Below are 21,145 nucleotides of genomic sequence, written 5' to 3'. Positions count from 1 at the left end.
CTCATCGAACGTCCTCCACCCGGAAGTCCAGCGGTGCGGTCTGCCACTCGCGCAATTCACGGAAATCCCGCTCGCCGGGCCCCAGGTCCCAGAGGCGCCGGCCAGCGCTGTGATGCCACTCCAGCTCGATGCCGGCCGTCACGGATCCGGTGAGGGAGTCGCGCCGGACCACGCCTCGAAGGGCCAGCCGGCTGCCGTCGGGCCGCCAGAAGTCGCGCTGCAGGCTGAGCACGGGCTCGGTCACGCCCACCGCGCGCGCCCGGTGGCGGTCCGAGAAGTAGCGGGTGTGGCGCACGCCCGCGGCCATCAGCCAGGGGCCCGCGAGCTGCTGCGCCTGGACTTCGAGGCGGACGTTGTCCGGCGTGAGGTTCTCATTGCTCACGATGCGCCCGCGCAGCGCCAGTTTCGTGTCACGGTGCGGATACCAGCTGAGGGCATCGGCCAGCCGCAGGCCGAAGCGGTGGCTTTCGCGGTAGCGGGAATAGACGTCCGTGTCGATGTGATCGAGCTCGCTGGCCGGAACGTCGCGCAAGCTGCCCAGGCGCACGAAGGCGCCGACCTGCGGGCGGTGCGCGAGGCTCGGCGCCAACCGTCGGGTCTGCGCGACCGCCAGCTCGGCTTGCACGCTGGCGCCCAGCCCGGCGGGGGTGGACTGCAGCACCGAGACCGCAGACGCCGCGAGCTCCAGCGGGTGCGGGAATGCGGGCCACCAATCGATCGCCTGCGTGGCCTCCACCCTGAGGCCCAGCACCGGATCCCCGCGACGGTGTGCGCGAGCGAAGGCGTCGGCCATGCCCCAGCGTTGACCGTCGGCGCTGCGCTGCATGGCGCTGACGCCGACCTCGGCGAATCGCTCCTCGCGGGTCTGCTGGGCGCCGCCCGTGGCCTCGGTGTCCCGGCGTTGGCGCAAAGCGAGCCGGGTCGTCCAGGTGTAATCCAGGAGCCGGGCCACCGGGGCCGGATCGATGAATCGAACGCCCGAGGGCGCGGGACCCTCGGTCGCTGCGGCCCACGGCAACGCCAGCTCGGGGACCGGGTTGGGCAGGTAGGGCGAGGGGCGCGGCGGCCGCGGCGGAACCGGCGCGGCCTGCGGCCGGCGCAGATACACGCGGTAGAGCGTCTGTTCCTCGCCCGGCGCGGCCGGCAGTCTGATGGTCCGCAGCTCGTCTCCCTCCACGTACCGGTCCTCGCTCTGGAGCTCGCCGGCGGCAGTGCGGCGATCCACGCGCAGCCAGGCCGGCGCCGCCACCGCGACCTCCACGGGCTGGTCGCGGGTGGCGATTTGCCAGTCACGCCGCAGCTCGGGGAGCGCAGGTCCCGCGTGCTCGAAGCGCACGCGAAGCAGCTGGTTGGCGTAGGTATCGACGCTTGACACAGCGATGTCGTGCTCGCCGGCGGGCAGCTCGATGCTCACCGTGGCTTCGGTTCCGGGCGCGGGCAACTCCAGCGTCCGGTGTTCCCTGCCATCGACCAGAACTCGTGCGCGCAGGGGCTGCGGCGGCAGGCCCGGCAGATCCTCCGACCGCAGCCGAACGCGCGTGCGGCTGGGGCCCGGATCGGTGACGGAGAACACCGCGCGGGAGTCGCCCGAGAGGCGCAGCTCGTCGGGCTCCAGCGGCTCGAGGAGCGCCGCGCGCAACCGGGCCGCGGGCGAATGCGCCTCGCCCGGCGTGGCGGGCACCGCGCGCAGGCCGGCGCTGCGGGCGACCAGCGGCTGGTGCACCCATTCACTGGCCTCGGACAGCTGCTGCCAGGCGGACAGCATGTCCGGGTCCGTTGAACGGCCGCGAACCGCCGCCGCGGTGGCGAGCGCCCGGGCGCGATCGGCGGGCCGGGTCTGCGCGATCCACGCCAGCAGCCGCATCTTCTCGGCCGGGTCCTGCGCCTGGTCCACCGCGCCCCAAGGGTCGCCGCCGGCCAGCCGTGCGGCCGATGCGTCCCGCTGCGGTGCGGGGGCCGGGGCGCCCGGCCAGCGCCGCCCGGCGAGCAGGACGTGGAAGGGCTGGAGTGGGTCGTCCAGCTCCAACGCGCAGGCGCCTGCAAAACCGCATGCCGGGGCGGCGATCCGCTGCGGAGCCCGGAAGTCCTGCGCGGAAAAGTACGGCGCCGTGGGAGGGGGCAGCAGCCACTGCGCCTGCAAGGCGGGCCGCTCGATGGCGTAGCGAATGGCGAGCGGCTGGTCCGCCGCATGCACTCGCAGTTCGTGGAAGCCCGGCGGCAGCTCGATGATCCGCTCAACGCGCTCGCCCAATGTGGCCTTGTCCGCCGCGGCGCCTTCGAGCGCCAGTCCAACAGCGCTTCGGTTGCGGCTGTACGGATGAACCCACAGCTGCCCGTCGGCCTCGATCCGCAACCAGCCCTCCAGGAGCTGGTCGGCGGACGCATGCAACGGCCGGGCCTCAACCCGCACGCGCGCAGGCCCTGCCACCTGGAGCACCGCCGGCTGCCGGCCCTCCGCACGCCACCACGTGGAGCGCAGGTCCCGCGCAATGGACCGGGCGACCAAGCCGCCGGCGTGGGCGACCAGGGCCGATTCCTCGGCGGTCCAGTAGCGGGGTCCGGGATGCGCGGACTGCCAATCCCCCCATCCCCGCACCGCCTCCAGCGAAGCGCCGCCGGCCAGTCGGCGGGAGAGCTCCAGCGCCTGGCGGACGCTGCGCAACCACTGGGTGTGACCGCCACGCTCGAACAGGACGAGGGCGGCTTGTGGGTCGCCACGGTGCAGGGCCTGCTGACCGCGCCAGAAATCCATGGCCGGCTGCTCGCCCCGCACCCCGGCGATCAATGCCTCGAAGGTAGCGGGCAGCTCCGCCCGCAAGGCGCTGCCGAGGAGGGCCGGCAGCAGCCCGTCGGTTTCTGGCGGCGGCCGTCGTGGCGCCGTGAGCGCGGCCACCAGCGCAAGGCGATCCTCGCCCGCGCGCGCGAGCAGTATCGCCAGGGCCGCCAGGTGGGCCGGGTCGCGCGCAGCGGCAGCGGTGGTGAGGGTCAGCAAGGCCTCGTCGTCCCCCTCGCGGCGGTAGAGCGCCTGCAGCGCTTGCAGTGCGGCGGCCGACAGGGCCGGGTCTTCGCCCAGCCAGAAGCTGCGCAGCAGCTGCTGCGCCGCGAATCGCTCCCCGCCGGTGTAGAGGGCGGCGGCCATGCCCTCCAGCGCCTCCGATCGCAGCCGCGCGTCGGCCGCACCCAGCAGGCTGCGCCACCGCGCCAGCGAGGTGGCCGGGTCGCTCTCCTGACGGGCGAGCGCCGCGAGCCCTTGCGCGCGCGCCTCGACGATGGGCGCGGGGCGCGCCACGGCGCTGCTCCCCGCGGCCAGCTGCGCGAATGAAGCCTGCAGCAGGCGGTCCACCGTGCGCCAGGCATCCTGCGCCAGCGCCGTCGTCGGGTCCCCGGCCGCAGCCGACCGACCCGCGACGAAGCGGGCCGCCAGGGTGGCCAAGACGCCGTCGTCCAGCCGCAGGTCGGCGCTGTCCCGCCAGTCCAGGGCGACACGGGCGCTGCCCTCCAGGGCGCGAAGCGTGAGGCGGGTGGAGCCTTCGGGCAGCCACCACTGCACTTCGCCCCCGTCGAGCAGTACGGGGTCCAGTCGGGGCACGGTCTGTCCGTCCGCGCCGGGTTCCGCCGTGGCCTGGCTGCGTAGCTCGCCCGGCCCGAGCGCCGCCGGCCCGGTGCGCACGCGCCAAGCCAGTCCGCGATCGTCCTGCAGTTCCAGGACGGCCGGCCTGGATCGCGGCTCCAGGACCCGCAGGCGCATGCGCCTTGGTCCCTGCCCCCTGGGCAGCTCGAACCGCAGCGGCTGCGTCGCCACCCACTGGAACAGCGCACCCGGCGGAGCGTCCGGTGCCGCCGCGGGGCTGCGGGGGGAGATCCCCTCATCCTGCAGGGGATCGACCGCCGTCGGCGAGGGCGTCGCAGCCCAGAGCAGCTCGCCCGGCGCCGCCGCGCCAGACGAGGGAACGGCGCGCCACAGCCCCACGAGCCCGTCAAGCTCGCGCGCGAGGCGCGCCAGGTCAGGGCGGTCCGGCCGCTCGCGGGCGGCGTGGTTCAGGCGCTCGACGACGCGGCTGCCCGCATCGCGCCAGCGGTTCGCCGTGGCTGCCGTGAGGGCCTCCTGCACCCAAGGGGTGTCCTGCTCCGAGGGCACCAAGGCGGACCAACCGGCGGGAGTGTTCAGCGCCAGCGTGAGGTCCGGCCCCTGCAGTTCCCAGAGGCGGGCCAGCACCGGATGGCTCGGTGTCAACGCAACCCGGTGCGAGCCCTCCGGGACCTCGAACTCGAAGCGTTCGAGCCGGCCGACGTTGCGCCACGCCCCATCGACCTCGACCGGCGCCCGCCATTCCGAGCCGCTGGGCAGCCGGACCAGGGGCAGGGCGTCGGCTCGAGCTCCGATGGCCGCGCGCCATGCAAGCAGCGTCTGCGCAGGGTCGGCCGCACCTGCGAGCCGTGCTTCGAGGCGGAAACGTGCCGGCCCTTGGAGGGTCACCTCGGTTTGGTGGCCAGCGTCGAGCCGGGCGTAGGGTTCTTCGCGGGCTTGGTCGGCGGGCCGCACGCTGCTCGCCGGAGCCGGCAGCGGCACCAGCCGGTCCGGCACGGCGTAGGTGGGTGCGACTTCCGTGCGCGCCACGTACAGCCCATAGCGGTGCGCGGACCCGCCGGGCGGCGCAACGATATGCGCCACCATCGGCTGCGGCATCTGTGTCTTCAGGAGCCAGCTTCGCCCGTCCACCCCCGGGAGCAGGTTGGCTTCGATGGACAGCCCGGTGCCGGTGGATAGCCTGACCTGGGGCATGGGCGTCTGGCCCCGCGCATCTGCCTCGATCCGCAGCCAGCCGAGCGCGGGCAGCAGGACCCGCGCCTCGCTCCCGGGCGCCAGCGCCAGACGCGAGGGGCCGAGCGCGCCGATGCGGGCGGGCCCGCTGGCGGACACCCAGTACGGGCTGCTGGCCGTCACTGGCTCCCACCGCAAGATCGCTGGCACGACCTGATGCGCCATGGGCGCGGCCGATGCGTCCGCCGGGGCCCCCTGGGCCGCCGAGATCGCCAGCCACGGCCCGAGCATGAACAGCGCCCAGCGAAGCGGCGGGCTAGCCGGTGCCGCCCGTTTCGTCGATCGGCGCTTCACTGCGGCACCCCCAGGCAAGTCAGCAAGGCGCCTCGACGCCGCGCGTCATCCCGCAGCGACCTCCGAAGGTCCAGCCCCATTTCCAAGTGGACGAAGCCGTGGAAGCCCGAGGCCGCGAGCTCACGGGCAATCCGGTTGCGCGTGCCGCCCAGCCGCTGGGCGTCCACGCCGAAAAGTCGCGTTGCAGGCTCCACGCCGCTGCGCATGCAGTCGGCGACGGCCCGGGCCGCCGGCGAGGGAGGCCGGGCGGCGGAACTGACGATAGCCTCCTGCGCCTTGTCGCCGGCGCGATCGTCGCGATCGGCGTCGAAGCCGTGGAGCTGGATGATCCGCTGCTGGGGAAAGCGGCTCGCGAAGGCCCGGGAGAACGCATGCAGGGCGCTATCGTGTAGGTGGGGCAGGTCAGCTTCGCGGCGCGGCACGGTGTTCCAGGCGATCGCGCGCGGCTGGGCCTGCTCGCCCATGGCGACGGCGATTTCGCCTGTGTGCAGATCCGATGGCACATGCGGCGCCTGAATGGCATGCTGTCCGCCTTCGTCCGCGAAGGCATAGAGGCCGCGCCCGGAACGGCGCCCGGGCAACTCCTCCAGGACGGTCCAGCGCCCCTTGCCCGCTTGGCCGCGCCGCAGCCGCCATCCGAGCTCCGCGGCGCGTTCGTCGACCTCGCGCGAGCGATCGCCTTGCAGCAGCCGATCCATGAGCGCCTGCGTGGCCCGCAGTTCGGCGTCGCCGCCCGGCACGTCGTAGCGGACCGCACCAGCGTCTTTCCAGGCCTCGCGGAAGGATTGGCGGAGCACGGACCCGCCGGCTTCGCTCTCGGCCGACACCGCGGGCGAGAGCCACCACAGCGGGCAGGTGATCAGGACGGCCCAGGCGCCGCGCCAGCGGCCGGCTCGCTTACTGCTCATCGACGTTACCCTCCACAGTGAGTTTTCTTTGCGCGACGAGGCCCGGCGTCACGCGCGAGAGCGTCATCCAGCCGGCGCGCGAATCGGGCTCTATGGTGATGCGGTAGCGCCCGCGCGGCGCCCCGTCGGGCAAGGGGATGAAGAACGAGCGGCCGGGATCGGTGCGGGCCTGTGCCGTCTCGGCGACCGGCAGCGCCCGCTGGCCGCTGGGCTGGACCTCGTGAACCCGCTCGGTGAACAGCCAGCCGGGAAATGGCCCGATGGACTCGGCCGGTTCGGGCGCCTCAATGCGTACGCGCAGGCGCAGCGGGCGGCGGGCGTCGGCCGGCTGGAAGGCGCGCACGGAGAGGAACTCCTGCTCACTGGAGCGGCGCTCCACCTCGAAGCTCAAGGGTCGGTCCAGCTGCAGTGCCTCGCGTCGAACCCAGGGTTCACCCTGGGCGGCGTGATTGATCCACCAGCGCACCGGTGCGTCCGACTGCACGCCCACGACGTGGGCGCCCGGGGCGAGCGGCGGGAGCAGGACCTCGCCGGCCATACCGGCGGCAGCGGCCTTGATCACGGGCCCGCCGTCCACGCGGATGCGAAGGTGAAACGGTGGCTGCCTGCCCGAGCGGGTCGCCCATGCCAGACGTGGCTGCACAGTCTGGCGTCCTGGGCTCGCGCGCAGCGCGACCCTGCCATCAGCGGGCAGTGGCCGAAAGGTGGAGGAGAGCGCCTCGTCCCGATCGGGCACGCCGGGCTCGCGCGGCGCGAGGAACACCCGCGCCGCCGCCTCGGTGACCGGGTCGAAGTCCTCGAAGACGTACTGGCCGGCGGCCAGGTCAGGACGGTCCTCTGGCGGCCGCGACTGCACGCGCAGAACACGCGAGGCGCCGTTCACCAGGCGCGTTTCATGGTCCAGCGGGCGCAGCGTAAACCAGGCCGGGATGGGCCCCGGGGCCCCGGCCGCCGCGAAGCTGTCGTCCGGCGTGCGGACCTGGCGGGCGAGTCCGGCCGGCCGGGTGTACGCGCCGACCAGCAGCGGCTCCGAGGAGGAGATCCGCACCCGCTGCACCGGTGGCGGAACACGGAAAAAGGCCTCCGTGGGCTCCGTCGCGGCAAAGCCACCTGCCGGCTCGGCCGGGATGTCGTACATGGAGGAGGTCGTTATCAGGGGCACCTGCGCGCGCTTGAGCGCGCTGCCGTCTCCCAGAAGCAGTTCCACCCGGGCGGGCGCGTCCGATGCCGTGGCGCCCGCTGCGGCCAAACGCCTGAACACCAGCCGCAATGGCGTCGCGTCGCGGCCCGCGTGCGTGATGTCGTAGGTGAGCGGCTCGCCCGGGCCGGCGCTCCACAGGCGCAGGAAGGCAGGCTCGGGCGTGACCTCGACAGTGCCGGAGGGCGTGTCTCCCCAGGCCCGCAGGGCGGCGGGACGTTGCGAGGCCACTTCGACCCATCCGGCACCGAGGGGCAAGCGCAGTTCCAGCGGCTCCGTCCCGGCCCAGCGGTGCTTCGAGACCTGGCGCTGGAACGCGTTCTCGCCCGCCCATCGCACCACGACCTCCCCCGGCTGCGGTGCAGCGGTCCCCGGGGCTGCCGCGAGCGGGGTGAGTTGGAGGTGGACCCCACCGGTGCCGGGCTGTAGCGGCAGGGTCGCGACCTGCCCTGGGCCCACGGGCAGGCCGGGGGGCGGCGGTGGCGTGGCGTCCACCGGGTCGGTCGCCGGCAAGTCACGCACGACATAGAGCTCGCGGACCGACGCGCCCCGACGTGGCGCCACTGGAGCCCAGCGCGAGGCGACGAGGCGCTCCCGCTCGTCCTGTGACAGTACCTGGGGCGGAAACAGGTTCCCCGAGGCCATGCGGGCGCGTTGCTCGGGACTGAGCCGCTGCCACTGGACGGCGGCGTCCCGGCGCGACTGCGGCACCGGCACGTACACGCGTGCCAGGACGTCCGTGATCGCCGGGTCCGCTTGCGAGAGGCGCAGGCGCAGGCGGGTGGGCGTGGTGGTGCCCTGGAAGTCCAGGAGCACCTGGTCGGATCGCAGGGGCACGGGAGCAGAGCGGTCCAGGTAGAACGCGCCGGTGGTCCGGGTGCCGTCCGCAAGCGCGGCTTCCTGCAGGTCGCGGCGGAAGGTGTAGGGTCGGTCCAGCACCGGCCGACCTCTGCCGCCCAGGACCTCGACAGCGATGGTGTAGCCGAGGCGCAGCTCGGGGTCGGCGAGTCGGCGGGCGCGGAACGCCTCGAAGTCGCGCAGCCCAGGATTCAGCAGGATCCGAACCGACGAGGCGTTCGGCGGCAGTTCGAACTCGACCGCCTGGGGCCCGGCGAGCACGGCGCCCCGGTCCAGGTCCGAGCGCTCCACCAGGCGCGAGGACACCGGATCGGCACGGGGCGCCGTGGCGGCAGGGGCGGCGGACTGCGCGGCCGCGCCCGTTGGCACGGCGAACAGGGCGGCGACCAGGCAGGCCAGAAGCCCGCCCGTGCAGCGGGTTCGAAGGTGTCGCGCAATCATGGTGAGGCCTCCAGCCATTGATCCCGTGCGGCGAGGAATGCCTGCGCGGTGGCCGCGCTGATGGGACCGGGCGGCACCGTGCGACGGCCGCCCCGCAGCCCCTCGGCGAGCGCGAGGACTGCCCTGAGCCCTCCGCCTGGCGATTTCAGCAGCAGGAAGGCGCCGCGGCCGGCTGGGTCCTCGATCCGCTCCAGCGAGCCCTGGAAGGCACTCTGCAACGCCGACAGGGCCACCACGTCGCCGCTGGCGAGATAGCGCTGCGCCCGGTCGCGCACCCCCTCGGGTAGTGCGGGGCCGACCAGGCGAGCGCCGGTGAGCACGGCCCCGATCTCCGCCTGGCGCACGGGAATGCCCAGGCCCTCGAAGGCGCGGCGCTGCGTCTCCACGGACTCCTGCTGCACGCCCGCGCGCATGTCCCGGGCCACCCATAGCGCGGCAAAGAGCTTATTCTGAACCTGCTCCATGTACGCGGCCTGCGGGCCGCCGGCGGGACCGAAGCCCGCGGTGCCGGGCGCGCCGGCGTGGACGATGGCCGGAATGCCGTGGCGGCGGAGGTCCTCGACGAGCTGGGCGGCCACGCCGTCGAGGCGATTCGGGTCGTTGGAAAGCCGATTGAAGGCGACCACGGCGTCGGCCGGCGGTGGCTCACCGGCGCGCAGGCTCATCGCTCGCACCTGGACGGCCACCGCAGGCTGGTCGCCGAGCTCGCGCAGCAGCACCTGGTGGGCCAGCTGGAAGAAGGTCTGCTTGTTCGCGGCTTCCAGAACGTCGGCGCTGCCGTCCGCGTTGGCGTCGGCGGCGGCGCCTGCCACCACCAGGGCGCGGGCCTGCGCATCGCTCCAGAAGCGGGCCGCTGTCTCCAGCGTGGCCCGCTCGCGCACGGGGCGGGGCACTTCGATCAGGTACGGGTCGGACATGCCCACGCGCAGGACCACCAGGCCCCCATGCTGCGCACGGTCCTGCAGGACGATGAAGTCGCCGTCTGCGGCCGAAACCAGGGCCAGCTCCAGGCGCAGGGCCCGCGCGCTCGCGGCGGCGCCCGACAGCGCGCCCAGGGCAAGCGCATCCTGCAGGCGGGGCCCGGGTGCCTGGAGCGCCACGCGCATCACCGGCCCGAGAACCTCCCGCTCGATGCGCAGCAGCTCGTCAAGGCCACGCCGCCGATAGGCTTCGCTGCCCGGCCCGGGAAGCTGTCGGGCCTCCATGCGGCCGATCACCATGGCGGCGATGGAACCGGGCAGCGCCTCGCGGCGCGGTTCGGGAACGCTGCCGGCGAACAGGCGGGCACGCTGGGCTGCGCTGCTGGCGAGCGATAGCTGCGAGAAGCTGCCGCGCATGGTCTCGCGTTGGAGATTCCGTTCAGCATCGGCGCCGAAGTTGACCTCCAGGGGGCCCACCAAGTCCCGTAAGGCCGGCAGGTCGAGCCCTTGCGGGAGGCCGCCGGAGACCAACAGTCGGGCCTGGGGGGCTTCGCGGCTGCGCACCTGCAGAACTTGGTCGGATGCCATTTCGCGGTGGAACACCTGGAAGATGGACTGCGGGGAGTTCAGGACGCTGCTGCGGCGGCGCCTGTCGTCGTCCAGCGCCTGCGCCGGCGCGGCGGCGAAGCCGTTGGCCTGCATGCGCTGCAGCAGGAAGGTCGCCGCCTCGAAGGCCAACGGCTCAGTGAGCGGAAACGGCACCTGCAGCAGCAGCCGGGACGCCGGCCTGGAAGCGAGCGCGTACACGCCCCAGTGACGACGGGGCTCGCGCTCGTCCAGCACGAAGTACTCCGTCCCGCGCTCGGCCTGCGTGATGGTGACCCGGTACCCTGCAGCGTCGAGCGCGGCGCGCGCCTGCTGCAAAACGCCGGGGTCGAGTCCGCTGCGGTAGGCGAGAAGAAGCCGCAGCCCCTGCGCGAACGCGGCCAGCTCCTCGGCCCGGGGATCCAGGATCGGCGCCCCCAGGGACACCCGGTAGAAGCCGGTCTTCGATTCAGCCAAGGCTTCCTGCACCAGCCCGTCCAGCCGCTCGGGCTCGGGCGGCAGCTGCGGTGTGCGCGGCGCCGCGGGTCCTGGGTCGGGAACGATCACCAGCACGAAGCCGATCAGCGTGGCCACCGCCACGCCGGCCAGCGAGGTCTGCACCACGGCCTGCGTCAGCCGGCCGAGGATGTTCTTGTCATGCGCCTTGATCGCGATCAGCGTGGCGAGAAGGTAACCGAATCCGTAGTAGTCGCTTGTGAGCTGCTGCGGCAGCCACACCGCCATGGCCCAGCCGACGACGAACTTGTAGGCCAGGCTGACGCTGAAGAACAGCATGAGCTTGCGGCCGCCTTCCATGGTCATGTTGCGGAAGTAGGGCAGCTTCAGGGCCGCGCTGGACAGCAGCAGGATGGCAATGGCCTCGGCAAAGGTGGCCACGATCTTGTACGGCTGGTACCACTGCAGGGCGAGCAGCGAGGGGATGAGGATTCCGCTGAAGTCCCAGCCGTAGAACAGGTTGAGCCTTGAGGCGACGAAGGCCGTGACGATCAGGATGATGTAGGCCTTGGGGCTGGCCAGCATCGATGCGGCGATATCCTCGTAAAGCACCGCCGTCGAATCCGCGTTGAAGTTCGTCAGCGGAATCAGGATGAAGCGCACCAGCAGCCAGGTGAGCGCTACCTGCACGGCCATTGGCGCGGCGCCCCGCAGCAGTCCGGTCTTCCAGAAGTTGTTCGCGATCAGCGAGACAACGATCAAGCCGAAGCTGTGAAGGTCATTGCGATAGTCGAAGACGAAGCCATGTTGCTGCTGCAACGATGCGCCCAAGGCGGGGAGCAGCCAGCCATCGCCAGCGAGCCGGACGGCGACGCTCACGAGTACCAGCGCGAAGAAGCGGTCGCGGCCGAAGAAGGTGGACCAGCGCAGGCGCGGGGCCAGCACCTCCGAGTACGACCACACGACGAGATAGGTGATGACGCCTTCGACGAACACCACGGTGGCCGAGAGCGGGTTCGCAATGATCAGCGGGACCATGTAGCCGGGCACCACCAGCCCGGAGAGCACCCAGCCGAGGCGCAGATTGCTCACCGCGACGATCATGGCTCCCAGCCACACCGTCACCGTCACCGATCCCGCAAGCGCGGGTGGAAGCAGGGGTAGCGCGAGTCCCTCCATCGCGGCTCAAAGGGCGGCAGGCATGGCGATCCGCACCCGGTATCCCTGGCCGAGTTCGCTGTGGAGTTCGAAGGAGCCGGCGCGAAACGCCGCCTGCCGCAGCGACCGGATCTTGCGCAGTGGCCCGGAGGCCGGTGTCTGCGGGCCATCCAGCGCAGCGCTCAGAGCCTCCGCCGGAACGCCGAAACCCCGCGCGGCCAGCTGGATCACGACCTCACTGCGGCCCTCTGCCTGTACTTCATTCACACAGACCGAGATGGTCCCGGGCAGGGTGGCATCTTCGGCCAGGAGCTGCATCACCGCGGCGACGGCCTCCGTGAACGCGTGGGGGCGGGCGGCCAGAGGCGGAAGGTCGCGCGGGCCGTCCATCTCGAACTCCAGGCTGTCGAACTGCGGCAGGGAGGCCACCCGCCCGAGCGCGCGTTCCAGCGCATCCCACACGTGGACGTGCTCGCTGTGGGCAGGCGCATCCGGGCGCGCCAGAGGCAGCAGTTCGAGCTGCAGCCCCAGCACGGCCCCCGCGTCCTGCGGTCCTCGCACCGCCGGCGCATCCCGCAGAGCCGTGGCGCGCAGGATGTAGCGGTCCTCGTCGCAGCGCGCCGTGTGCTCGAACTCGTGCCCCTCGAACATCACCGCCGCGAGGGCCTCCCTTGCGCCGGCCGGCGGAAGCTGGCAAAGCACTTCGAGCAGGTGCGGCGCGTTCACGAGCGATGGATCGGTGCAACGCGTGAACACCTCCTTCATCCGTGCATTCACTGCGATCGTCCTGCCGAACAGATCGAACACGACCGTAGGCGTGCGCAGGCCCATGAAGATGTGCTCGCTCAGCCGGAAGTGGCGGTCGATGGCGTGCAGGTTGTCGGACAGTCTCTGCAGCTCACGGTCGGTCCCGGCGGGCTTGAAGCCAGTTGCGGGGTCCTGGTGGGCCCGGTGCTCGCGTACCGATTCGGCCATTTCGTCCGCCACTCGCCGGAATGCGTCGGCCAGGGTTGGTCGCAGCGAAAGCCGGTCCGCATCCACGCCGAAGACCCAGAAGCCAAGCAACTGCTCGGAGGCGCGCAGGGGCAGCATGAGCACCTGCTCGTCGGCCTCGCCGCCTAGCAGGAAGGAGGGGGTCGGGTGGGGCGTCCCGGAGGAACGCGCGGCCTCGTAGGGAGGGCGGCGCAGGTCCCGGCGCCTGTCTGCGATCTGTTCCGGCACGCAACGCAGCGTCCCCTGCAGCCGCAGCTGATCCTTACCTTCGTCCCGGATCAGCAGGACGGCTCGCGTCAAGGGCAGCCACTGATCCACCATCGCCAGCAAGTGAGACCAAAAGACCTTGTCGTCCATCGGCGCATCCGCCGCCCAGCGATTGGCCAGGGCAACGGAAGTCGTGGTGAGAAGCGAGCGCAGCTGGCGCGCCTCGCGCCGGCTCTTGTCGTGCAACACGGCCACCGTGGTGACGGCGATGGTCAGCAGCATTGCGACGACCGGCAGGTGGAAGTGCGCGAGCGGCACCAGCGCGACTTTGAGCACCAGGATGCCGAGCCCGAGCAGCGTGGCCGTGATCCAGGCTTTGCGAAAGGGCAGGTAGATCGCGATCCCAACCGCTGCCAGCCAGCCCAGCGCGACAAGGGCCAGCTCGGCGAACGCCGGGATGGTCCGTCCTGCGGTGCCGCGAAGCAGCGTGTCGAGGGCGTACGCATGGAACTCGAGTTCGCTCACCGCCACTTGCCTCGTCGTGAGCGGCGTCACCACACTGGCTTCGAAGCGATTCGAGACCGGGCCGACGAGGGCGACGCGTCCCCGCACGGCTTCGGGAATCAGCTTGCCGGTCCTGACCTGCTCCAAGGTGGCCCGGGGCAGTCTCTCGGGCGGCCCGGTGGAGAAGTCCACGAACAGCTCGCCGCTCGGGACCTGCCGCCCCGCGTGCTGGGCCACGACAAGCTCCAGGCTCGGCAATTCGCTGGAGGCGACCGCCACCGGCCCCGGGACGTGACGATGCACCCCGAGACCAGAGGGACCCAGGTGCGTGACACTCCCGATGTCGATGCTGGCCAAGGCCGGCGGCACCCGCAGGATCTTGCGATCCGGGTTGGCCGGATCGACGTCCACCGCTGCAGCGGCGTCGATCAGGGGGTTCGACAGCAGCGCCGCGAGCCGATTCGGCTCAAGCGTGGGCAGGGCCGTGAAGGCGACGCGCTTGGCGCCGAGCGCAAGCAGCCTGGCGGCCAAGGCGGGCCAGTCCGTTTCAGGCGACACGAAGGCCTCGACGGGCGCCTCGACCAGCAGCACCTGGCGCTGGCCATCGGCCTGCACGGGGCTCAACCGGACGCCCTGGTCAGCAATCCGGCCATCGATGGACTGAAACAGGGAGAACCACCCCGCCAGTCCGATGACCCCCGCGACGAGGGCGCTCTGGACGATGCCGGCCATCCCGGCGCTTGATCCCGGTGCCCGCGGCACGGATCAGTTCTCTGAGTACGTGGCGCTCCTGTGGGCTTCCGGTTGACTGTGTAGTGCAACTTTCCCGACGATGTCTCCAAACTTCATAGTGCACCTGTGATTATTCGAGTTGGTCGGCTTCAGTTTGCCCTAATCAAACCACTGGGCTTGTGGGAGGAAACCCGTGATTCGTCGAATGCAGTCAGGCGCTTCCCCTGGACCTACCCGGCTTGCTGCTCTGCTGGTAAGCCTTGCCGTCTTGCCGTCGCTCTCCAGCTGTGCAGGGCGCGAGCACGACTATTACCGAGCCAAGTGCAAGCAAACGCCCCAGACATGCACATACCAAATCCCCCGGGGCAGCCAGCCGCCAATTGCCAAACCTTGAATCGCCACGGAATTTTGGCGGCCGGTTGCTCCGAGAGACTTGAGGCGCTGCAAAACGCGCGGTATTCGATGGCGCGTCGGCCAGCCTTTGGCGGTCAAACAGCTGCACTGCTGACCTGGTGCAGCCATCAGCCCCGTGCGGCCAGCCGGATGATGGGTAAGTGGCTGGGAACATATCGGAAGCGCCTGGCATATGCACGTCCCTGGCCGACCAGCGGCGGACGCCCTCTCCGCCAGGAACACAGCAGTTTGCTTCTGAATGACGCCCCGAAAGGGGCGTCATTCATCGTCGACGCAACTCCGAACAGTCTTCTCCGTCGTTCGCCCACACCTTCCACGGTCGCATCGTGGCTGTCGGCAGGTCGGATGAATGAAGACAGCAGTTGCATAGGGGCCGGCGCGACATGACAGCCAAGGAAGTCCGGCCTCAGCGGCCGACGAACTCGGGTCGGACTTTGGCCAGGAATGCGGCCCAGCCGATGCGGAAATCCTCGGTGTCGAAGCAGTCGTAGCACTCCTGCACTTCGGCGGCCGAAATCGGTTGAGGCTGCTCCAGCCGCCGCACGAACTTCTTGTGCCAGCGTGCGACCAGCGGCGCGCCTTCGGCGATGCGGCGGGCGGTGGCCTGCACCTCCGCCTCGACCTGCGCGTCGGGCACCACGCGCGTGACCAGGCGCTTGTCCCGAGCTTCGGCCGCGCCGAACACCCGTCCCTCGAGCAGAATCTCGAGCGCGACATCCGGGCCTGCCAGCCGGATCAGCGGCGCCATCTCGGCATAAGCCTCGACCAACCCCAGGTTTTTCACCGGCACGCCGAATCGGCTGGACTCGCCGCAGATGCGGATGTCGCACAGGCTGGCCACCAGCAGCCCGCCACCCACGCAGGCGCCATGGATCTGCGCAACGATCGGATGCGGGCAACTCCCCATCGCGTCGACAGCCGACTGGATCACCCGTCCATACTCCGCAGCCTGCTGCGCGTTGCTGCGCTCGTTCGCGAACTCGCTGATGTCGGCGCCCGGACAGAAGGCCTTGTCGCCGGCGCCGCGCACGACGATGCAGCGCACGTCGGTGTCCGCAGACAGGGCGTGCATGGCCTGCGCCAGGCCGGCCCACATGGCCTTGTTCATAGCGTTGAGGCGGGCCGGCTGGTTCAGCACCACGCGGGCGAGCATGCCGTCGCGCTCGACGAGGATGGGGTTCATCCGGGCCTCGCGTTCTTTCGCGCGGCATAGAGCGCGAGGCGCATGGCCGTGACGCCGTTCGCCTGCGGCGCCTGCGCGAGCGGCGTCCACTCGGGCAACTCGTGCTTGCGGTGGCAGGCCACGACCTGGCCGGGTCCGGCCTCGTCCAGCATCGGCTCCTCGACCCGGCAGCGTTCGACCGCGAAGGGGCAACGCGGATGGAAGCGGCACCCCGTGGGCAGGCTGGCGGGGCTGCCCGCTTCCGCCGCGACCATCGGCTGGTGCCGCGGCGGCTGCCCCGGCTGGGGCCGCGGGATGGCGTCCAGCAGCATGCGCGTGTAGGGATGCCGCGGGTTCGAGAACAGGGCGTCGCGCGGCGCGAGTTCGACCAGCTTGCCCAGGTACATCACCGCCACCCGGTCGGCCATGTGCTTGACCACGGCCAGGTCGTGCGCGATGAACAGGTAGGTGAGGCCCAGCTGCTCCTGCAGATCCTTCAGCAGGTTCACGACCTGGGCCTGGATCGACACGTCGAGCGCGGAGACTGGTTCGTCGCACACCACCAGGTCGGGCTTCAGCATCAGCGCGCGCGCGATGCCGACCCGTTGCCGCTGTCCGCCCGAGAAAGCATGCGTGTAGCGGTCCGCGTGGTGCTGGCCGAGACCCACCAGGCCCAGGAGCTCGTCGACGCGCGCGCGGCGTTCGGCGGCATTGCCGATGCCGTGCACGATCAGGGGTTCTTCCAGCGTCTGGCGCACGGTCAGGCGCGGATCGAGCGATGCGAACGGATCCTGGAACACCATCTGCATGCGTTGCCGCAGGGGGCGCAGGCTCCGTTGCGAAGCCGCGGTGATGTCCGTTCCCTGGAAGCGGATACGGCCTTCGCTCGCCTCGATCAGGCGCAGCACCAGCCGCGCCGTGGTCGATTTGCCGGACCCGCTTTCGCCCACCAAGGCCAGGGTCTCGCCACGCTGCACCGAGAAGCTCACGCCGTCCACGGCGCGCACGGTCGCACGCGACCTTTGGAACAGGCCGCGCGAGCCGAAGTGCTTCACCAGGCCCTCGACGGCCAGGAGCGGCTCACTCATGCCGCTTCCTCGGGCTCTTGCTGCGCCATGAATCGCTCCACCGGCGCGTGGATGCACGCGGCGCCGTGTCCGGGGCCGAACGCGAGCAGCGGTGGGTCCTGCAGCGTGCACTCGTGGGTGCCGAAAACGCAGCGCGGATGGAAGCGGCAGCCGGCGGGCACGCGGCCGGGCGGGGGCAGGGTGCCTTCGATCACCAGCAGCCGGCTGCGTTCTTCCTCGATGCGCGGCATGCTGCCCAGGAGCCCCAGCGTGTAGGGATGCTGCGGGTCGTTGAAGATGTCCGCCACCGGCGCGCGTTCGGCGACGCGGCCGGCGTACATGACGGCCACTTCATCGGCCATTCCTGCCACCACGCCCAGGTCGTGCGTGATGAGCACGATGGCCATCCCGGTGTCGCGCTGGATGTCGCGCAGCAGGTCCAGCACCTGGGCCTGCACCGTGACGTCGAGGGCCGTGGTCGGCTCGTCGGCAATCAGCAGGTCGGGCGAACAGGCCAGCGCCATCGCGATCATCACGCGCTGCCGCATGCCGCCCGAGAGTTGGTGCGGATAGGCGTCGAAGCGCTGCGCGGGCGCCGTGATCCGAACGCGCTCCAGCGCGGCGATGGCGCGCGCCTTCAGCTCGGCGTGCGGGGTACCCGACTCGTGCGCGCGCATCGCCTCGACGATCTGGAACCCGACCGTGTAGGCCGGGTTCAAGCTGGTCATGGGCTCCTGGAAAACCATCGCAATCCGCTTGCCGCGCAAGGCGCGCAGGCGGTCGGGCGATGCGCTCGTCAGTTCCTCGCCGTCGAACACAATGCGGCCGCCGGCGATGCGCCCCGGCGAAGGCACCAGGCCCATCACCGAGAGCGACAGCATCGACTTGCCGCAGCCGCTCTCGCCGACGATGCCCAGGGTCTGTCCGCGGCGGACGGTGAGGTCGACGCCGTCGACGGCGGCAAGCTCGCCCGCGTTCGTGGCGAACACGGTGCGCAGGCCCTCGATCTGGAGCAGGGGAGGGGCCGTGCTCATGTGCGCCCCCGTGATTTCGGGTCCAGCACCACCTGCAGCCCGTCCTGGAACAGGTTGAGGCCGAACACGAGCAACAGGATGGCCAGGCCCGGAAAGATCGCGAGGTGCGGCGCGATCAGCAAGGCGGTGCGGCTGTTGGCGAGCATCGCGCCCCATTCGGGCAGCGGCGCCTGCGCACCCAAGCCCAGGAAGCTGAGGCTGGCGCAGGTGAGGATGTTGATGCCCACGCGCAGGGTCGCGAGGGCCATGATCGTGGCGGCGATGTTGGGCAGGATGTGCCGGCCCAGGATGCGCAGGTTGCTCATGCCCATCGCGCGGCAGGCCTCGATGTAGGGCTCCTCCTTGACCGCCAGGGTCTGGCCGCGGGCGAAGCGCGCGAAGATCGGGATGGTGTAGATGGCGACCGCCAGGATTGCGTTCGCGAGGCTGGGGCCCAGGATGCTCACGATCACGATCGCCAGCAGCACGCCGGGGAACGCCAGCAATACATCGATGAGCCGCATGATCACCGCGTCCACGTTCTTGCCGGCATAGCCGGAGAGCATGCCGATGGGGACGCCGATGGCCGCTGCAATCGCCGCCGACAGCACGCCTTCCATCAGGGAGATGCGGGCGCCGTAGAGAACGCGCGTGAAGATGTCGCGCCCGAGTTCGTCCGTGCCGAACCAATGCTCGCGCGATGGCGTCGCCATGATGTTGGCGAGGTCGTTGGCATAGGGGCTGTACGGCGCGATGAGCGGTGCGAACAATCCCGCGAGCACGAAGACGGAGAACAGCAGCAGGCCGGGCAGCGCGAGCCGCGAGCGACGGAACTGCGTCCACTGCGCGCGCCACCACTCGCGGCGCGCGGACCCGCCCTCGTGCGGCTCCGGCGCGGTAGAAGCCAGGGGCAGGCTGCTCATTGGGCCGAAATCCTCGGGTCGAGAAGCGCGTACAGCAGGTCGGTGGCGATGTTGACCAGGATGAAGGTCACTGCCACCACGAGCACAGCCGCTTGCACCACGGGAAAGTCGCGCGCCAGGATGGACTGCACGAGCAGCCGTCCGAGGCCCGGCCAGGCGAAGACCGTCTCTGTGACCACCGCCGAGCCGAGCAGGTAGCCCAGCTGCAGGCCCGCTACCGTGACCACCGGGATCAAGGCGTTGCGCACGCCGTGTCGCCAGATCACCAGGTGTTCACGCAGGCCCTTGGCGCGCGCGGTCCGCACGTACTGGTTGTCCATCACCTCGACGAGGCTGCTGCGCATGATGCGGCAGATGACCGCGGTGCTGGCCGCCGACAGCGTGAGGGCGGGCAGGATGACGGCCTGCCACGAGTCGAAGCCCGTCATGGGCAGCACGCTGGCCCAGACCGCGAACGCGAGGATCAGCAACAGCCCGAGCGAGAACGCGGGCGTGGAGATCGCGAGGATCGACAAGGCGAGCGCCAGGTTGTCGATCCAGGTGAACCGGTTCACCGCCGCCACGATGCCCGCGAGCCCGCCGACCACGGCGGCAATCAGCAAGGCCACGCTGCCGAGCAGCAGCGTGTTGCCGTAGCGCGCCAGGATCTCCTCGCTCACGGGCCGTCCGGTGCGAAACGACGTGCCGAAGTCCCCCGTCAAGGCGCGCCCCGCGAACTGCAGGTACTGCTGCAGCAGGGGCTGGTCGAGTCCGAGCGCCTTGCGCACGTTCTCGACGTCCTCGCGCGTGGCCATCTGCCCGGCCACCATCTCGGCCGGGTCGCCCGGGATCAGGTGGATCATCAGGAAGACGGCGATCGAGACGCCGACCAGCACGGGCACGGCCTGCAGCAGTCGGCGGAGCAGGAAACGAAGCACGTGCGCGCGGTCCTCAGGCTTTCCAGGCCTTGCTGAAGTCGATGAACTCGTTCACGTAGACCTTGACGCCGTGCACGTTGGAACGCGTGGCGCTGACCTGGTCCTCGTAATAGAGCGTGATGTGCGGCGCCTCCTGGTAGACCTTGGTCTGCAGCGCCGTGAGCAGGCGTTGCCGTTCCTTGGGGTCGACGGCCACGCGCTGCTGGTCGATCAGCCGGTCCACCTCGGGGTCCTTGAACTTGAAGTAGTTCATCCGGCCCGTGCTGTGGTTCAGGAGCGCCTGGGTGAAGTCCATGTCACCCGTCGGGCTGCCCTTGCCGCTCATGAAGAGGGGCACCTTGCCGCCGTTCAGGGCCGCCAGGTAGGCGCCGAACTCGGGCGACTGGATGTTGGCCTTGATGCCCACGGCCGCGAGCTGGCCCTGGATGGCCTCCGCGACCTGGCGGTCCATGTTGTAGCGACCGGTGGTCACCATGAAGTCGGTGCTGAAGCCGTTCGGAAAGCCCGCCTCGGCCAGCAGCTTCTTCGCCTTGACCGGGTCGTAGGGGTAGGGCGGAAGGTCCTTCGCCGTGCCGTCGATGACCGAGGACTCAAGCGAGCCGCCGAGCGTGCCAATGCCGTTCAGCATGCCTTGGACCAGCGCCGGCTTGTTGACCGCGTGGGCGACCGCCTGGCGCACCCGGATGTCGTTGAACGGCGGCATCGACAGGTTCATGCCGAGGTAGATGGTGCGGTAGCCGGGCTTGCGCACCACCTTCACCGCGTCCAGCGAGCTCAGCTTCTTGACCATGATGTACGGCAGCTCCGAGATCACATCGGCCTGGCCGCTCAGGAGCAGCAGCGTGCGCGCGGAATCCTCGGGCACCACGCTGTACACCACCGAGTCGAGCTTGGCCTTCTCGCCCCAGTACTTGTCGTTGCGCACCACCACGAGCTTTTCGCCGGGCTGCCAGCTTTGCAGCTTGAAGGGCCCGGTGCCGGACGCCGTCTTGCTGAAGTTGGCGCCTTCCTTCTGCACGTGCGTCGGGCTGAGGATGTAGGCGTTGTACGCGCTCAGTTGCGCCAGCAGCGGCGCGAACGGCGCCTTGGTGGTCAGGCGGAAGGTGAGGTCGTCCACCACCTCGGTGGACTCCACCATCGCCAGCGTGCTGCGGCGGGGCGAGCCGGTCGCCGGGTTCAGGAGCCGGTCAAAGGTGAACTTGACGGCCTGCGCATTGAAGGGCGTGCCGTCGTGGAAGGTCACGCCGGGGCGCAGCTTGAAGGTCCAGGTGCGCTTGTCGGGCGACACCGTCCACGACAGCGCGAGGCCCGGGCCGATCTCGCCGTTCTCGTCCTGCTTGGTGAGCGCCTCGTACATGGAGCCGACGCCGCGGAAGGTGGTCACGTCGGTGATGAACTGGGGGTCGAGCGTCTGCGTGGCGGAGCCCGCCGCATAGGTGAGCGTGCCGCCGGTGCGCGGCTTGGGCTGTGCCAGCGCGCTGCCGGCCATCGCGAGCGCGGCGCTGGCCACCGCTGCCTTGTGGAAAGCTCTCCTGCTGGTCATGGTTGTCTCCTGGTGTTGTGGGTTGCGCAA

Annotated in this window: 11 protein-coding genes; all 11 read right to left on the bottom strand. The window is 70.8% G+C overall.

Features of this window, described 5'->3' with window-relative positions; translation table 11 throughout:
* Position 1: 1 nt before the first annotated feature.
* The 11 genes from EZ242_RS04605 to EZ242_RS04555 all read right to left on the bottom strand — a co-directional run bounded on the left by EZ242_RS04605 (position 2) and on the right by EZ242_RS04555 (position 21,115).
* Positions 2 to 4,945, bottom strand: a complete 4,944-nt coding sequence (locus tag EZ242_RS04605; protein WP_135283916.1) for a hypothetical protein — start codon at positions 4,943 to 4,945, stop codon at positions 2 to 4.
* Positions 4,946 to 5,112: 167 nt separating this feature from the next.
* Positions 5,113 to 5,913 carry a hypothetical protein gene (locus EZ242_RS04600; RefSeq protein ID WP_135283915.1) on the bottom strand — a complete coding sequence of 267 codons (801 nt, stop codon included), beginning with the start codon at positions 5,911 to 5,913 and terminating at the stop codon, positions 5,113 to 5,115.
* Positions 5,914 to 6,013: 100 nt separating this feature from the next.
* Positions 6,014 to 8,521 (bottom strand): hypothetical protein, encoded by a 2,508-nt coding sequence (locus tag EZ242_RS04595; protein WP_135283914.1) that lies wholly within the window; start codon positions 8,519 to 8,521, stop codon positions 6,014 to 6,016.
* Entirely contained in the window at positions 8,518 to 11,661 is a 3,144-nt protein-coding gene (locus EZ242_RS04590; RefSeq protein ID WP_135283913.1) for a poly-gamma-glutamate biosynthesis protein PgsC/CapC, read from the bottom strand. The genes EZ242_RS04595 and EZ242_RS04590 overlap by 4 nt, the downstream gene beginning before the upstream one ends.
* Positions 11,662 to 11,667: 6 nt before the next feature.
* Positions 11,668 to 14,076 (bottom strand): CHASE2 domain-containing protein, encoded by a 2,409-nt coding sequence (locus EZ242_RS04585; protein WP_135283912.1) that lies wholly within the window; start codon positions 14,074 to 14,076, stop codon positions 11,668 to 11,670.
* Between the two features lie 820 nt (positions 14,077 to 14,896).
* Positions 14,897 to 15,643, bottom strand: coding sequence for an enoyl-CoA hydratase-related protein (locus EZ242_RS04580; protein ID WP_240786972.1), 747 nt, complete (start codon positions 15,641 to 15,643; stop codon positions 14,897 to 14,899).
* A 26-nt stretch (positions 15,644 to 15,669) separates the two neighbouring features.
* On the bottom strand, positions 15,670 to 16,740 hold the full coding sequence (locus EZ242_RS04575) for an ABC transporter ATP-binding protein (RefSeq protein WP_135283910.1): 1,071 nt from the start codon (positions 16,738 to 16,740) through the stop codon (positions 15,670 to 15,672).
* Positions 16,737 to 17,753 (bottom strand): ABC transporter ATP-binding protein, encoded by a 1,017-nt coding sequence (locus EZ242_RS04570; RefSeq protein WP_135283909.1) that lies wholly within the window; start codon positions 17,751 to 17,753, stop codon positions 16,737 to 16,739. Before EZ242_RS04570 ends, EZ242_RS04575 begins: the two co-directional genes overlap by 4 nt.
* A complete protein-coding gene (locus tag EZ242_RS04565) occupies positions 17,750 to 18,655 on the bottom strand; it encodes an ABC transporter permease (protein WP_135283908.1) in 906 nt (301 codons plus the stop codon). The genes EZ242_RS04570 and EZ242_RS04565 overlap by 4 nt, the downstream gene beginning before the upstream one ends.
* On the bottom strand, positions 18,652 to 19,572 hold the full coding sequence (locus EZ242_RS04560) for an ABC transporter permease (protein ID WP_135283907.1): 921 nt from the start codon (positions 19,570 to 19,572) through the stop codon (positions 18,652 to 18,654). The genes EZ242_RS04565 and EZ242_RS04560 overlap by 4 nt, the downstream gene beginning before the upstream one ends.
* A gap of 13 nt (positions 19,573 to 19,585) precedes the next feature.
* Complete coding sequence (locus EZ242_RS04555) at positions 19,586 to 21,115, bottom strand: glutathione ABC transporter substrate-binding protein (protein ID WP_135283906.1); 1,530 nt, start codon at positions 21,113 to 21,115, stop codon at positions 19,586 to 19,588.
* Positions 21,116 to 21,145: the final 30 nt, after the last annotated feature.

The sequence above is a fragment of the Ramlibacter rhizophilus genome (assembly GCF_004681965.1).
GTDB classification, from domain to species: Bacteria; Pseudomonadota; Gammaproteobacteria; order Burkholderiales; family Burkholderiaceae_C; genus Ramlibacter; species Ramlibacter rhizophilus.
Note: the sequence above shows the minus strand (reverse complement) of the source record. Positions and strands in the feature narration are given on the sequence as shown.

Excerpts from the sequence above, each read along its gene's own strand:
- EZ242_RS04595 (WP_135283914.1), bottom strand. The coding sequence starts at position 8,521 with ATGATTGCGCGACACCTTCGAACCCGCTGCACGGGCGGGCTTCTGGCC.
- EZ242_RS04590 (WP_135283913.1), bottom strand. The coding sequence starts at position 11,661 with ATGGAGGGACTCGCGCTACCCCTGCTTCCACCCGCGCTTGCGGGATCG.
- EZ242_RS04585 (WP_135283912.1), bottom strand. The coding sequence starts at position 14,076 with ATGGCCGGCATCGTCCAGAGCGCCCTCGTCGCGGGGGTCATCGGACTG.
- EZ242_RS04580 (WP_240786972.1), bottom strand. The coding sequence starts at position 15,643 with ATGCTCGCCCGCGTGGTGCTGAACCAGCCGGCCCGCCTCAACGCTATG.
- EZ242_RS04575 (WP_135283910.1), bottom strand. The coding sequence starts at position 16,740 with ATGAGTGAGCCGCTCCTGGCCGTCGAGGGCCTGGTGAAGCACTTCGGC.
- EZ242_RS04570 (WP_135283909.1), bottom strand. The coding sequence starts at position 17,753 with ATGAGCACGGCCCCTCCCCTGCTCCAGATCGAGGGCCTGCGCACCGTG.
- EZ242_RS04565 (WP_135283908.1), bottom strand. The coding sequence starts at position 18,655 with ATGAGCAGCCTGCCCCTGGCTTCTACCGCGCCGGAGCCGCACGAGGGC.
- EZ242_RS04555 (WP_135283906.1), bottom strand. The coding sequence starts at position 21,115 with ATGACCAGCAGGAGAGCTTTCCACAAGGCAGCGGTGGCCAGCGCCGCG.